General features: G+C 58.9%; 14 protein-coding genes. 3 read left to right on the forward strand and 11 right to left on the reverse strand.

Annotated elements, in window-relative coordinates:
• Window positions 1-3: 3 nt before the first annotated feature.
• The 10 genes from ACUN8C_RS07785 to ACUN8C_RS07830 form a co-directional block, all read right to left on the reverse strand.
• On the reverse strand, window positions 4-1,023 hold the full coding sequence (locus tag ACUN8C_RS07785; RefSeq protein ID WP_445621650.1) for a TRAP transporter substrate-binding protein: 1,020 nt from the start codon (window positions 1,021-1,023) through the stop codon (window positions 4-6).
• 282 nt (window positions 1,024-1,305) lie between these two features.
• Window positions 1,306-1,875 carry a phosphatase PAP2 family protein gene (locus ACUN8C_RS07790; RefSeq protein ID WP_445621651.1) on the reverse strand — a complete coding sequence of 190 codons (570 nt, stop codon included), beginning with the start codon at window positions 1,873-1,875 and terminating at the stop codon, window positions 1,306-1,308.
• Window positions 1,865-2,989, reverse strand: coding sequence for a glycosyltransferase family 4 protein (locus ACUN8C_RS07795; protein ID WP_445621652.1), 1,125 nt, complete (start codon window positions 2,987-2,989; stop codon window positions 1,865-1,867). Before ACUN8C_RS07795 ends, ACUN8C_RS07790 begins: the two co-directional genes overlap by 11 nt.
• A gap of 119 nt (window positions 2,990-3,108) precedes the next feature.
• On the reverse strand, window positions 3,109-3,957 hold the full coding sequence (locus ACUN8C_RS07800) for a LysM peptidoglycan-binding domain-containing protein (protein ID WP_445621653.1): 849 nt from the start codon (window positions 3,955-3,957) through the stop codon (window positions 3,109-3,111).
• Window positions 3,939-4,817 carry an acyltransferase gene (locus tag ACUN8C_RS07805; RefSeq protein WP_445621654.1) on the reverse strand — a complete coding sequence of 293 codons (879 nt, stop codon included), beginning with the start codon at window positions 4,815-4,817 and terminating at the stop codon, window positions 3,939-3,941. The genes ACUN8C_RS07800 and ACUN8C_RS07805 overlap by 19 nt, the downstream gene beginning before the upstream one ends.
• Before the next feature lie 363 nt (window positions 4,818-5,180).
• Complete coding sequence (locus tag ACUN8C_RS07810) at window positions 5,181-6,023, reverse strand: fructosamine kinase family protein (RefSeq protein WP_445621655.1); 843 nt, start codon at window positions 6,021-6,023, stop codon at window positions 5,181-5,183.
• Window positions 6,024-6,101: 78 nt separating this feature from the next.
• Window positions 6,102-7,916, reverse strand: a complete 1,815-nt coding sequence (locus ACUN8C_RS07815) for a monovalent cation:proton antiporter-2 (CPA2) family protein (RefSeq protein WP_445621656.1) — start codon at window positions 7,914-7,916, stop codon at window positions 6,102-6,104.
• Window positions 7,917-8,011: 95 nt separating this feature from the next.
• The gene (locus tag ACUN8C_RS07820; RefSeq protein ID WP_445621657.1) at window positions 8,012-8,827 is read right to left on the reverse strand and encodes an inositol monophosphatase family protein; all 816 of its coding nucleotides are present in this window, start codon (window positions 8,825-8,827) and stop codon (window positions 8,012-8,014) included.
• 85 nt (window positions 8,828-8,912) lie between these two features.
• Window positions 8,913-9,449, reverse strand: a complete 537-nt coding sequence (locus ACUN8C_RS07825) for a response regulator transcription factor (RefSeq protein WP_445621658.1) — start codon at window positions 9,447-9,449, stop codon at window positions 8,913-8,915.
• 6 nt (window positions 9,450-9,455) lie between these two features.
• A complete protein-coding gene (locus ACUN8C_RS07830; protein ID WP_445621659.1) occupies window positions 9,456-10,754 on the reverse strand; it encodes an ATP-binding protein in 1,299 nt (432 codons plus the stop codon).
• 198 nt (window positions 10,755-10,952) lie between these two features.
• Between ACUN8C_RS07830 and ACUN8C_RS07835 the strand changes: the two genes are divergently transcribed.
• From ACUN8C_RS07835 to mscL, 3 genes are all read left to right on the forward strand, one after another.
• The gene (locus ACUN8C_RS07835; RefSeq protein WP_445621660.1) at window positions 10,953-11,183 is read left to right on the forward strand and encodes a hypothetical protein; all 231 of its coding nucleotides are present in this window, start codon (window positions 10,953-10,955) and stop codon (window positions 11,181-11,183) included.
• A gap of 217 nt (window positions 11,184-11,400) precedes the next feature.
• Window positions 11,401-12,987, forward strand: a complete 1,587-nt coding sequence (locus tag ACUN8C_RS07840; RefSeq protein WP_445621661.1) for a peptide chain release factor 3 — start codon at window positions 11,401-11,403, stop codon at window positions 12,985-12,987.
• Window positions 12,988-13,108: 121 nt separating this feature from the next.
• Window positions 13,109-13,615, forward strand: a complete 507-nt coding sequence (gene mscL / locus ACUN8C_RS07845; protein ID WP_445621662.1) for a large conductance mechanosensitive channel protein MscL — start codon at window positions 13,109-13,111, stop codon at window positions 13,613-13,615.
• Between the two features lie 96 nt (window positions 13,616-13,711).
• Here mscL and ygfZ read toward each other — a convergent pair whose 3' ends face one another.
• A complete protein-coding gene (gene ygfZ / locus ACUN8C_RS07850; protein WP_445621663.1) occupies window positions 13,712-14,758 on the reverse strand; it encodes a CAF17-like 4Fe-4S cluster assembly/insertion protein YgfZ in 1,047 nt (348 codons plus the stop codon).
• Between the last annotated feature and the right edge of the window lie 127 nt (window positions 14,759-14,885).

A 14,885-nucleotide genomic window follows, 5' to 3' on the forward strand; every position in this document is an offset into this window, starting at 1 on the left:
CGATCAAAGCAGGTCACGTGAGCGCAGAAATCCGGTGGCCGAATCATAAATCTTTTGGGTCATGTCATTGCGGCCGGCCCATTCCTGCCACTCCTTCTCGGCCGCCTGGCGAAACTTTTTGCGCTCTTCCGGCGGCAAATCATAAGGGTGCACATCGGGGTCCTTTTCGAGCTTGGCCAGCGTCTCGAGATCCAGCGCCTTGAGGCGTGCGATCAGGTCGTAGGCCATGCGATCAAAGGAGGTCTTGAGCGTGACCTGCAGATCCTGCGGCAGGCCATCCCATATCTGCTTGTTGATCGACACCGCGATCATGGGCATGGAGTGGAAGCCGGGATAGAGCGGATAGGGGGCGAACTGATGAAGCCCCTGGGCATCATTGTTGGAAAGGACCGTGGAGTCGGCGGCGTCAATCACGCCCTTTTCAAGGCCGGTATAGACTTCGGAGCCCGGCAGGTTGACCGGCGTTGCGCCAATACGCTCGAAGATGTTGTACACCATGCCCTGCGGGGCGCGAATCTTGAGGCCCTTGAAGTCCTCTATGGTCTTGATTTCCACCGTGGAGGGGACGGATTCCAGCGGGAAGGTGGCCGCCGAGATCAGGTGTACACCGTAGGGTTCGACCAGCTCGTTGTAGAGGCCTTCGCCGCCGGCATACTTCATGTATTCCAGGAAGTCGTAGGGGTTTTGCCAGGCGCCCACCAGGTTGCCCAGCATGCCAAAGGCCGGGTTCTGGCCCGAAAAATAGCTGGGATCTGTCATATGCCCCTGCAGTATCCCGGCGCTGACGGCCTGCAGGGTTTCAGTAGGACCTACCACGGCATTGATTGGCATCACCTCAATGGCCACGCGGCCATCGGTCATCGTTTTGATCCTGTCGGCCCATTCCTGCTTGATCTTGAAACTGGGCTCTCCAGAGGTTTCAGAGGCCTGAAATTTCCATTCGTATTCGGCGCTGTAAGCGTTGAGTGCAAATGCGCCAAGTACAAGAAAGGCACCAGCTTTCAGCGAGGGGGTAATCTTCATGGGCGTGCTCCGTTGAACCAGACAGACAGGAAAAACAACGGGCCTTCAAGCCTTGCATGGGCTGCATGCTCGGCCATGTGGTGCGCCATCGTTCCCTGCCGGTTGTTATGATTATGTCTGACACAGCATTCAGTAATACGACGTATCTGGCTGTAAGACGTTAGTCCGGAGCGTTACCAAAGTTAAAGAAGGCAGGGCTGGCGGGAGAATTTTTGCTTATAAAAAAGCCGGCGCCTTCACGGGCACCGGCTCACAGATTATTTTTCAGTGTGGTGTTATTGATTACATGCCAAACAGCATGCTGCGCAGGGCAACAATGATCAGTGCCATGCCATGCGCCAGTACAAAGCCGATCAGGGCGCCTGCCGCGACATCGGTAATGTAGTGAAGGCCCAGTATGACGCGGGAGAGCATGACCAGCACTGCAAAGGGCGCCACTACAATCAGCAGTTGCGGCACGAACAAGGCGGCCAGCGTGGTGAACATCACGGCATGAAGGGTATGGCCGCTGGGAAAGCTGTAGCGATCCAGTGGCGGCATGGTGCAGGGGATTTCAAAGGAGATGTAGGGACGTTCGCGGCACAGACGGTTTTTAAGCAGGCGATACAGGATACCGCCTACCGCTGCTGAAAGGCCGAAGCAGACCCCCAGAAACCAGCCGTACCACCACTGTGTCAGCAGCGGAATGCTCAGACACATGACGATCCATGCTGGCGCATCACCCAGACGGCTTGCCCAGCGCAGAACGAAAAGAAGCGGACGATAGGCGCCAAGACGTGCCAGTTTGTTGCAGGCTTTCCACTCGAGCGTATCGAGTCTTTTAAATACCGGAATCAGTCGTTCACCTGCCATCGTTCACCTCCTGTGCCTGACGCAGATAATCAATAAAGGCGTCGCCAATCTTTGGCCAGCCCAGTGTATGTACCCGCTCACAGGCAGCGCGGCCCATTTCCCGGGCCGATGCCATGTCATCACAGAGCGCCACGGCAGCTTCAATAAACTGTGCCGGTCTGTCAGGGGCGGCAAGCTTACCCTGTATATCCTCGCAAATCAGCTCGCCTGCGGCGGCATAATCAAAGGCAGCAACGGCCAGTCCGCTGGCCATCGCCTCGGTGACGACATTGCCAAAGGTTTCCGACAGCGACGGAAACAGGAAAATGTCGGCACTGGCGTAGTGTCTGGCCAGCGCCTGATCGCGCTGGAATCCTGCAAAGTGCGCCCAAGGAAGACGCTTTTCCAGCAGGGCACGCTGCGGCCCGTCACCGACCAGTACTGCCTTGAGGTCGGGCTCGCGCTTGCGCATGGCCTCAAGGGTGTCAATTAAAAGCAAAACGTTTTTCTCGGCCGCCAGACGTCCGACGTGCAGGGCAACGGGGGTGTTCTCATCGGCGCCCCATTGCTCGCGCAGCGACGTGTCCCGCTGCTCGGGTGAAAAACGCTCACAATCCAGCCCTCTGCTCATCACCTTAACATTGTCATAACCATATTGGGCGAGATTGTCCGCCTGGGCCCTGGTGGGGACCAAAGTCATGGTGGAGCGATTATGAAAACGTCGCAGAAAGGGCCTTACCAGAGGGCTGAGCACTTTCAGCATGATGTAGTGGCGGCTGTACTGATCAAAGTTGGTATGGAAGCCGCTGATCACCGGAATCCCCATTCGCCGCGCCTGATTAAGCGCAGAAAGCCCGAGCGGGCCTTCGGTCGCGATATAGACCACATCCGGGCGATGATCCCGCCACAGTCTGCCAAGCTTGCGAGACGCCGGAAACCCCATGCTGACCCCATCATAATCCGGGATGGGAATGGCACCGACCTGCAGCTCTTCACTCATGAGCTCGTCATGATGATCGGTTCGGGGCCGGGGGCGAATCAGCTGCAATGACATCCCGCGCGTCTTGAGATGGTGCGCCAGATGACCAAGGGTGTGCGTGACGCCATTGATTTCGGGGGCCCAGGTTTCGCTCACGAAAGCGACCTTCATTGGTGTCCGGGAAGCTGGTGTTCGGAGATCATCGGTATGTTGATCAGTATGGTTGTCGTTCATGACGGTCGCGGGGCGATCATGTGACGTTGTTGTGTCGTGTGTCATCGCACAATCTGCCTGGGGTTGAAGGGACGGCCCGCATTGCGTGTGTCAAAAAGCAGATCATGGCGGCCGGTGCCTGAATCGCGGCGCACCTCGCAAACGGGTGTGCCGGCACTGACGTGCTGACCATTGCTGACGTTGATTCGGTCGCACTGGGCATAGACGCTTTGCAGGTTCTTGTCATGATGCACGATGACGACGCCGCCAAGCTGGCGCATGGTACCCGCAAAACGCACGGTACCGGAGGCCACGGCCCGAGCCGTGTGATCACTCCCGGCGGACATCAGCATGGGCTGCAGGGCATTGCGGCCGTCCTTGCCGAACTCCCGCTGCACCTGGGCCCCACGCAGCGGCCACGCCCATGGGCCTGCGCCGCTGGGTAATGCGCTGGCGGGGACTGCCGAGGTTTGAGCGCCAGTGGCGCGCGAGGCCGTTGAGGCAGACGCACTGCCCACCGGGACCGTCAGCATTTGCCCGACCCGCAAGCGGTTGGGATCGATACCGCGGTTGGCAGCAGTGATACGGCTGCTGGACGTACCGAAGTGGCTCGCAATTCTCCCCAGTGTATCGCCGCTTCTCACCGAGTAGCGGTATTGCCCGCTGCCGGGGGCACGTTCATTGCGGCCCGGCAGCATCAACTGCTGCCCGATGCGCATGTCGTTGGCTCTGATGCCCGGATTGAACCGCTGCAGCCGCAGCAGTGGTACCCCGGCCTGACGGGCGATGGCGCTCATGGTGTCGCCCCGCTGGACAGTGACATAGCCGGCTTCGCCGCCACCGCTCATTCCACGCCCGGCACAGCCTGTCAGCAACAGGAGCACTAAAAGGGTCAGGAAGCGGTAGTGCATGAGAGGTGCTGATCCTTTTCCTGCCATAGTGCATTGATCCATGCCTGAAAGCGTTCCCTGTAATGCGTGTCATTGAGATAGTCCCCGTCGGGCATCCACTCCGGAATGTCCAGTCGTCTCGCCGTCAGGGTAATCGTTGCACTTCGCCCGCAGAGCAGGTCCCAAAAGCGTGATCGGCCATGACGGTAGTCAAGAGTGACGTCAATAATACCGGAGAGTTTATGCCCCATCATCGTCATGACCTGGGCACAGCCGCCGGCACGAGGCTTGAGAAGATGTTGATAGGGACTTTCCTGCTGTTCATGCTTGGCTCGGGTAAAGCGTGTGCCTTCGGCAAAGTTGTAGATGGTAACAGGCGTACGGTCGATATGGGTCAGCAGTTTTTGGGTCGCTCGCAGGTCATGCCTTGCCAGATGAGGACGACGCTTGAGCTGGCTGGCGGAGTAGCGCCGCATCATGGGAAATTCGAGCGCCCACCAGGCCAGCCCTAAAATGGGGACCCAGATCAGCTCCCGCTTGATGAAAAAACGCGGCATCGGCAAACGATCATGCAGGGCGTACAGCATGACAATCACGTCCGTCCAGCTGCGATGATTGGCAATGACCAGCCAGTGGCGCTCTCTGGAAAGCGTGTCAGGCAGGCAAATATGCCAGTCCGGTTTGAGCCAGTGACGTATCCACAGGTTATTGGTCGTGATCCAGCAGCTGGCAACCCGGTTCAGCCCCTTGAGCAGCCACCTCTGGACAGGCCGAAAGGGAAGGGCCAGTTTCAAAAGACTTAATGTCACCAGCGGTATTCCCCAGAACAGCGTATTGCCGGTCAGCAGCACGATACTGATGATGCCTTTGAGCCATGCCATGGTGTCCGGATCCTTGTTGCAGTGTCCGTATCCTAATGGATCGCCCGCGTCGGGCCCAGCCCATGGATGACGCAGTGCCGCCGGGACCACCACAATGCCCGTTCGTCGAGTACACGGGAACATTCCAGGGTCTTGGGAAGCGTTGAATGCGGAATCTGCCCTCTTTTGCCGGGCCAATAACTGCTCAATGGCGCTGATCCCGCCTTAAGGGTGCTGTTCGGCGTGACTGGCATCCTGTTTAAATGCTTTATTATACCGTTACCTATCATGTTCATGAACCTGCGCAGTCCGGTCATGAAACGGCATCGAACTTGAATTTTCCCTGAACAGCCATCACCGCTGGTGCGCCACGGGCGCTGTCCTTCAGCTTCCGGGAAGCTGTGCAATGGCCGCGCGCACACCCTGATGGTAACTGCCGCCAAACATGTACAGGTGGTTCAACAGCGGATAGAGCTGAAATAAGGCGCGCCGGCGTGGCCAGTCGTCCGGGGCGTTGCCGTCCCAGTAGGCCTCGTAAAAGGCGTCAGAAGGGCTGTCGAAAAGCTCCAGCAGCGCAATGTCTACTTCCGGATAGTGACGGTGGATGGCGGGATCAATCAGCGCCGGCCCCTGCGTACTGAAATGCACGTTGCCGGACCATAGATCGCCGTGGACCAGGCTGGCGGAAGCATCGGGCAGCCAGCTTTCCAGTGCATTGGCCACCTGAACCAGTTGATCATGCAGGTCATGATCCATGCGCTTTTTTTGCAGGCACAGTGCCGCCAGCGGCAGCAGACGGCACTCGCGCTGAAAGACACGGCCATCTTCATGACAGGTATTGATTTGAGGTGTTGTACCGGCAAAATTATCGCGATGCCAGCCATGTTCGGGGCTTGTATGGGCATGCAGCGCGAGAAGCCCACGGCCGAAATCTGCCTGCGCCTGCCGATCGGGTCTGCTCGGTGGCAACCAGGTCATGACCAGCGCGCCGGGCAATTCCCCCAGAATCTCCGGAATGACCAGCCCGGTATTGGCTTTCTGCAGGGCTTTCAGACCGTCGGCTTCTGCCGAAAGCCCTGCCGGGTCGGCATGCTTGACCAGTAAATCACCCTCTGAGGTGGCCACTCGCCAGACCTGTCCGATGTCTCCGCCACCGAGAGGTTCAGGCGCTCCCGTAATGCAGATGCCGAGGGCCTCGAGCGTTTCCTGGGGCGTGGATGACGTCATGACGTGCTGCTCCGTGTTGACATGGAAAATGTCTTTTCAGCGTAGCATCGCCGTGAATATCCATGACGTCATGAGAGGTCAGCGCGGCTCCTGGCGGTCGTCGTCATGCTCTCCGGCTTTGGGCGCATCCCGGTGAGGCCTGTCCTCTCTTTGAAAGAGCTTATAGAACTCTTCGATGGCGGCGCGATCGCTTTCAAGCAGCTGGTCATTGTCGTTGCGATACTGGTAGGACTCCTCAAACAGGCGTACATCGAAGTCGCGAAAGGTTCTGACCGCCTGGCTCGCACTGGCACTGGGATAGCCCAGCCCGACCAGAACTTCCTGGGACAGCTCAAGGCTTGCCGAAAAGGTTTCGCGCACGACGACGTTCACGCCCAGCTCCTGCAGGCGCCAGGCATGATGGCGATTACGGGCTCGAGCATGAATGATGAGATCGGGGTAGTTTTCCCGTGCCCGGCGTGCAATGGTCACGGCCGCCTGCTCATCGTCCACGCAGATGATCAGCATGCGAGCGCGATCAAGGCCTGCCGAGCGCAGCAGTTCCAGCCGAGTGGCATCGGCGTAATAGATGCGTGAGCCAAACTGGCGAATGAATTCCACCTGACGGATGTTGGGGTCCAGTGCCGTAAAACGCACGTTTTGCATCTTGAGTACGCGCGCCACCATCTGCCCAAAGCGCCCCAGCCCTGCAATGATGACGGGCGGGTCATCATCGGGAAACTGATTGTCCCAGCTCTTCGAGGGTTTGAGGCGATTGCCCAGTCGACTTCCGAGCGTATAGAGAAAGGGCGTGCAGGCCATCGACATCGTCACGGCCGCGATACAAAGGCTGGCGATACGTTGCTCGAACACGCCTGCAGCCACGGCCGTGGTCAATAGCACGAAATCAAACTCGCCGCCCTGTGCGATCACGGCGGCCAGTCGTGGAATGTTTTGACGCGGTAGACGTGCCACCAGACCCACGACGCACAGCACCAGTATCTTGACCACCAGAATGGCCAGGGTGATGCCCAGCACGCTCAGCAGGTTATGCATGACCAGCGACAGGTCAACCGACATGCCGACCGAAAGAAAGAACAGGCCGAGCAGGATGCCCTTGAAGGGTTCGATATTGGCTTCGAGTTCGTGACGATAGGGCGTATCCGCCAGCAGTACCCCGGCCAGAAAGGCGCCCAGTGCCATGGAAAGCCCGGCTTCTTCCATTACCCAGGCGGTTCCCAGCACCATCAACAGCGCAGCGGCGGTAAAGACTTCATGGACTTCGCTGCGGGCCACAATGCGCAACACGCGCGGAAAAATGAAGCGCCCCACCAGCAGTGTGGCCATCACGATGGCAGTGGTTCTGGCAATGGTCAGCCACAGGTTGGCATCTTCAGCGCCGGCGTTACCGGCAAGGATGGGGATCACCGCCAGCAGGGGAATGACGGCCAGATCCTGAAACAGCAGGATGGCGAAGGCCGCCTGACCATGAGGGCTGGCAAGCTGCTGATGCTCGGTCAAAAGCTGAAGGGCGAAGGCGGTCGACGACAGGGCCAGGGTCAGCCCGAGCAGGATCGAGGCGGCCTGACCCAGTCCCAGCATGAACCCCAGCGGGGTCAGTAAAAGCCCGGTCAGGAAAAGCTGCAGACTGCCAAGACCGAAAAGCCGGCCGCGCAGGCGCCAGAGCCGGGCAGGTTCGAGTTCCAGCCCGATCACGAACAGCAGCATGACCACGCCGATTTCGGAGACATGAAGCACCGACTCGGGGTCGGCAATAAAGCCACTGATCGAGGGGCCCAGAATCAGGCCGGCACACAGATACCCTAGTATCGAGCCCAGCCCGAATCGTGCAAACAGGGGAACTGCCACGACGGCAGCCCCGAGCATGACGGTCGCTTCCAACAGAAAATGCATGGCAGTGTGTCCCGAGCCGTACAGGCGGATGCAGCGGATTGGGCAGTGACGTCATGGCCACTGCCCGGACCATCAGAGCCCCGGATGACGCCGGGTCAGCGGTACTGGCCGCTGTCCCCCTTTTTGATCAATGACTTCAGGGGAGAATAGATCTCCGGCGTACAAACCAGCAGGTTTTCGCCGTAAAGCTCGGTGGCAATGCCTTCCGGGCAGTCATAGACATGGCCGGTACGGGCGCCGGCTTCCCGGGCAATCAAAAGCCCTGCCGCAAAATCCCAGGGAGAGCAGCTTTCATAGTAGCCATCAAGCCGACCGCAGGCTACGGCGCACAGATCCAGCGCGGCGGCGCCGTTGCGGCGAATGTCGCGGCAGTTTTCCAGTACGGCGTGCAGTCGTCTGAGCAACGGGAAGCGGGCATCGCGGTCATAGGGAAACCCGGTGCCAATCAGTGAGGCGTCCAGCTCGCGCGTGCCGCTGACCGAGATCGGCTCGTCGTTGCACCAGGCCCCGCTGCCGCGAATGCCGGTAAAGGTTTCTTCCAGAAACGGGGCGTGCACGACCCCCACCTGAACGCGGCCCTTGTCGACCCAGGCAATGGAGACGGCGACATGATGATGACCATGGGCAAAGTTGACGGTGCCATCAATGGGATCCACCACCCACAGCGGTTTTTCATCACTCAGGTCACGACGATCCGGCGAGAGCTCTTCTGTCAGGCGTGCCTCACCCGGGAACAGCGACTCCAGCTGTTCACTGATGTAGCGATCAACGGCGACGTCGATGTCGGTGACCAGTTCGTTACCATGCTTGATATTGCGCTGAAGGCTGCCCCCCTCGCGTGCCGCCTTGATACGACGGCCTGCTTCGTGGGCGATGCGGGTAGCCTTTTCAAGGCGCTCTTCGAGAGTCATGCAAACTCCTGTCAGTTGTCGTCGTGTCAGTATTGTCGTGAAGGATGAGGCACTGGCGGATTCCGCTCAGAACTTGACAGGGCGCTCAGCGCTTGACCGGGCGCTTTTGCAGTTTGCGCTGCAGGGTACGCCGGTGCATGCCCAGGCTGCGGGCAGTGGCCGAAATGTTGCCCTCGTTATCCTGTAGCACGCGCTGGATGTGTTCCCAGGTCAAGCGGTTGACGGAAGGCGGATTTTCGGCGATCTCGGCATCCGGATTGCCTTCCTGGGCATCCAGGGCCTGCAGCACCTCGCTGACCTCGACCGGCTTGCAGAGATAGTTCACGGCGCCCAGCTTGATCGCTTCAACGGCAGTGGTAATGCTCGAATAGCCGGTCAGGATCACGACCCGGCAGGCAGGGCTGATCGAGAGCAGCGTGGGCAGAAACTGCAGCCCCGAGCTTTCCTCGAGTTTCAGGTCAAGCGTTGCGTATTCCGGTGGGCGTCGCTGGGCCAGCTGGCGGGCATCTTCGATGGTGGCGGCCACCATGACATCAAACTCATGGCGCGTCAGGGCGCGCTCCATGATCTGGCGAAATACGGGGTCGTCATCAACGACCAGAAAGGAAGCCTTTTCATGCATGACGTGTCATTCCTGTGAGCGTGAAGAGAGCGAGGACGGGTCGGTGTCCGGGTGTGGCAGCCTGACTTCGGTCAGCGTGCCCCCTTCGGTCTGATTGTAGAGACTGACACTGCCACCGAAGCGGTCGAGCGTCGAATGGGTCAGAAAAAGGCCGATGCCCAGCCCTCTGGAGCGCCCGGAGATGAAGCTCTCTCCCATGTGGCTGGCAATTTCCATCGAGATGCCCGGGCCGTGATCGATCATCGAGATGACGACCTGGCGCCGATTTTCCTTGAGCGAGGTTTCACTCAGTGTAATGGCGATATCCCGGGGATTGGCATCGGCGGCATTGTTGAGAAGGTTCATGATGGCCTGATCCAGCGTGGGATCGGCCATCAGCGTTATTGCGCGATGATCGACATTGAGCTGATAGGTCACATCGGGGCGCATGACCAGCCAGCGCTGGATCAGGGCTTCAAGCCATTCGGCAGCATTGACCCGCGCCGGCGGATCACTCTGGCGACGTTCGGCGCTGGCCACCAGTTCACGCAGATGGCGTTTGCAGGTATCGACCTGGCTGCGAAGCAGATCAAGGTCGGCGCGCTGCGTGTCGGTGATGGGGTCGGACTTCATTTCATCGATCAACATGATCATGGTGGACAGCGGCGTGCCCAGCTCGTGTGCCGTACCTGCGGCCTGACTGGCCACGGCCAGAATCTGCTCGTTGCGCAGGGCTGATTCGCGGGTGCGGGAAAGCGATCGGTCGCGCTGGCGCAGGGTATCGGCCATGCGAAAGATGACAAAGGTGATGAGCGCAGCACATAGAACAAAGTTGAGCCACATCCCCAGGACATTGAGGGTCAAAAGGCTATCGCCGATTGTATGACGAAGCTCCGGCACCGGCTCGAAGAAGACCATGAGCGCCGAGTAGGCCACAAAGGCCGAGGCCGCCGTAATGCAGGCATGGCGCCAGGGCTGAGTGGCCGCTGCCATCGCCACCGGAATCAGATAGTAGGTAATGGCCGGGTTGGTGGCGCCGCCGGTGTAATAAAAGATCAGGGTCAGTCCGGCCACATCAATGAGCAGATGAATCAGGTATTCGATGGCCGTGACCTGACGCGTCTGACCCAACCGCCACCAGGTGGCCACATTGAACAGCCCCATCGCAACGATAATGGCGATGATCGGCACGACCCTGAGCTTGAAGTTCATGACCTCGATACCAAAGAGGATCACGACCAGAAAGCAGGTCCATGTGATACCACGGGCGATGGTCAGTCTTACCAGATTGCGGGCCGGGGTCGTCAGCAGTAGCGTCTGCGTCATGAGTGTCCAGAGCAGAGAATGTAGCGTTGTGTGTCCATGATATCGCAATCGTCATACGGTCGTGGAGTAAAGAATGACGTTGTGCGCCACAGCGCTGGCACGATGGTGGCTTTGTGCCTAACGTGATGAGAGCAGGGCAGGTAATGGAATTTTTCCGAGACACCCGCCCCGCCTTGTGCCTCGAAGGAGGAGATGATCATGATGATGCAATCCCGTATTGATGCCGGCCAGCCGCCCTGGCAGGCCATGAGCGAGCCACCGGTTCAGCCACCGGACCCGGAGCCACATTCTCCGCCCGAGCAGCCACCGCAGCCGCAGGAACCTCCGTTTGAAGAGCCACCGATGGAAGATCCGCCCCTGCAGGATCCGCCGCCATCGCAGCCACCGCCCGAGGTGCCGCCGGAGCAGACGCCGCCTTATCAGCCCTGATGCCTGATGTTTGAAGGGTTGAGTGGTTGAAGATGAGCGTAACCGGAAAGCCGACTCTGAAAAGCGTCGGCTTTTTAATAGCGTTTTGGAGGGTTATCAAAGGCTGACGATGCAGGCCAATACTCGGGCCTTCTATCCCCGCACCTGGCACTGCCTGTAGAATGCGGCCAAACCCGTTCACGTACAGACTGTGTACATAATGACTATTGAAGCATCCATGACTGATACCCGGATCGCCCAGGAAGCCAGCCTTCGCAGAACCTTTGCGATCATTTCCCACCCCGACGCGGGCAAGACCACCATTACCGAAAAGCTGCTGCTGTTTGGTAATGCCATTCAGGTCGCCGGTGCGGTCAAGAGCAAGCGTCAGGAGCGTACCACTACCTCTGACTGGATGAAGATGGAGCAGGAGCGTGGTATCTCCGTCACCACTTCTGTCATGCAGTTCCCCTACAAGGGGCGCATGGTCAATCTGCTCGATACACCAGGGCACGAGGATTTCTCCGAGGATACCTATCGTACGCTGACGGCCGTCGACTCGGCCCTGATGGTGGTGGATGGCTCCAAGGGCGTCGAGGATCGAACCATCAAGCTGATGGAGGTCTGTCGACTGCGTACCACGCCGATTCTGACCTTCATCAACAAGATGGACCGCGATACGCGGGATCCTGTTGAAGTCATGGATGAAATCGAAACCGTGCTCAATATCGCCTGTGCGCCGGTGACCTGGCCTGTGGGCATGGGGCGACACTTTCGCGGGGTCTATCACCTGGTCAATGACATTATTCATGTCTACAAGCAGGGGCAGGGTAATCGCATTCCGGAGGATGTGCAGATCAAGGGCATCGATAATCCCGCAGTCGATGAACTGCTCGGCGCTGCCCAGGCGGCCGAACTGCGTGAAGAGATCGAGCTGGTGCGCGGTGCTTCTCATGAGTTCGATCTTGAGGCCTACCGCCGTGGTGAGCTGACGCCGGTATTTTTCGGTACGGCCATGGGCAATTTCGGCGTGCGTGAAATGCTTGATGGTTTTGTGGAATACGCGCCATCTCCTCAGCCTCGCGACACCGATACGCGTGAAGTGGCCGCCGAGGATGGCAGCTTTACCGGCTTCGTTTTCAAGATCCAGGCCAATATGGATCCGCGTCACCGTGACCGTATCGCCTTTTTGCGTGTCTGCTCGGGCAAATACGAGCGCAACATGAAAATCCACCATGTGCGTATCAAAAAGGACGTCAAGATTGCCGATGCCCTGACCTTCATGGCTGCCGACCGCGCGCATGTCGAGGAAGCCTGGCCGGGGGACATCATCGGGTTGCACAACCACGGCACCATTCAGATCGGTGATACCTTCTCCAGCGGCGAGCAGATGCGTTTTACCGGCATTCCGCACTTTGCGCCCGAACTGTTTCGTCGCGTGCGCCTGAGAGACCCGCTCAAGACCAAGCAGCTTCAGAAGGGGCTTCAGCAGCTTTCCGAGGAGGGCGCCACTCAGGTGTTCATGCCGCTGGACAATAACGACATGATCGTGGGCGCAGTCGGCATGCTTCAGTTTGACGTGGTCGCGCACCGTCTCAAGGATGAATACAAGGTCGACTGCATCTATGAGCCGGTCAACGTCCAGACGGCCCGCTGGATTCATGGCGACGAGCGCAAGCTCGATGAACTGCGCAACAAGGTCAGCACCAACCTGGCCATTGATGGCGGCGGTCATCTGACCTATCTGGCACCGACCCGGGTCAATTTGCAGCTGATGGAAGAGCGCTGGCCCGATCTCTCCTTTGATGCGACTCGCGAGCATTAAGGCGCGCAAGCTTCGTGCGGCGCGTCTTGTGATTCATTCGCTATAGTAAGGCTTACAACAGCGGCGCGGTGGTCGATACCCGGCCACCGGCCATGATGTTCGAGCTCGGGGAGGGAGTGGTATGCCAAGGTTTTTAACGGAGTTTCGCGATTTTGCCGTCAAGGGAAATGTCGTGGATCTGGCCGTCGGGATCATTATCGGCTCGGCCTTTACCGCCATCGTCAACAGCCTGGTCAAGGATGTCTTTACACCGGTGCTGGGACTGATCACCGGTGGGATCAACTTCACCAATCTGTTTTTTGTCCTCAAGGAAGGCGCGCAGACAGCAGGGCCCTACAATACGCTGGCGGATGCTCAGGCGGCGGGTGCGGTGACCATCAACTATGGTATCTTTCTCAATGCCATGATCTCGTTCACGCTGGTGGCGATGGTCTGCTTTGTCCTGATTCGCAATATTCATCGCCTGCGCGAACTGGGCGCACGCAAGGAAGAAGCACCGGCGGCGCCGGCAGCACCGACCGTGCGCAACTGCCCCTACTGCATTACCCCCATTTCGATCGAGGCCACGCGCTGCCCCAGCTGTACATCCGTCATTGAGCTACCAAAGGACGCCGTGCCCATGGCGTAGCTCTCTGCATTCCGGAACGGACAAAAACCTCAAACAAAAGGGGGCCTCCATATGGAGGCCCCCTTTTGTTCCAGAAATGACTGGCGTCATCAGAGCTCAGTCCGACAGGGTTTCCGGGTCCCGACGTTCCAGCGCATAGGGCAGCGGCTTGATGTGGGCCGGCTGATCGTTGATGGTCAGCGACGGCATATCGTCCTTGGTGGTCATGATCGCGAGCAGTTCAACATGGTCTTCGGCCGTCACAGCGCTGCGGACCACTTCCCCCAGTGTCTTGTCGCCCGTTGCATCCTTGATGTCCGTTCCCGTCTCAATAAGCTCGGTGGTGGGAACGGATAGCCGCATCAGGCGTTTTTTGACCTGACCGCGGTAGTGGGCTCTGGCCACGACTTCCTGGCCGGTATAGCAGCCCTTCTTGAAGCTGATGCCCGCCAGTGCTTCCCAGTTGAACATCTGCGGCAGCCATTTCTCGCGCTGGGGTTCGTCAAGCCACAGCAGACCGGCTTCGATGTCCAGCCGTTGCCAGAGATCGTTCGATGCCAGCGTCAGATCGGAAGCCTTGGTCCGGCACAGTTCGGCAAGCCTTTCACTCGGCGCAATCAATACCAGGCGCATCATGGCATGTGGATGGCGGGTAATCGCCATTGTCTCGTTGGTATCATCACCATTGGTGCTGACACGTACGCCCCAGTCCGAGTGTGGCAGCGCCAACGTGTCGCCAAACACATCGTCAAGGCGATGACCGGCCAGACCGGCGATAACCAGGTCGTCACGCAGGGTCAGCTCGGCCTTGTAGAACGCCGCATATTTGGCCAGATGCTGATGCAGGGCATCGGCAATGCTGCGCTCCAGCAGTAGCCAGTAGCACTCCGGCGCGGCCTTGATGAGCTGTGCGTTGGCAATGGCGCGCCCCTTGGGCGTGCAGAAGACGGCCGGTGGGGCAATGGTGTCGGTGGCATGGGCCGTGGAGGCACTTGCCTGACCCTGCAGGAATTTTTCACTGTCCGGGCCGCGAACCTCCAGAATGACACGACCTTCCAGAGGGACAATGGCCGTCTCGTGTTGTCCGTCAAAATGGCGACCTGCCTGCAGTGAAGATTCGGCCGACGGATGTTGCAGCAATGTCTGCCAGTGCGGGTGGCTCATGATAACTCCAGAAAAATTTGCGCAAACGGTGCCAATAACGCAGGGTTGATCTGCCTGACCCCCGTTTCTCCATGAGAGAGCATATCTGGGCGACGGCACGACTTTACAAGCAGACGCAATCATTGCA

Source organism: Kushneria sp. Sum13 (genome assembly GCF_052692355.1).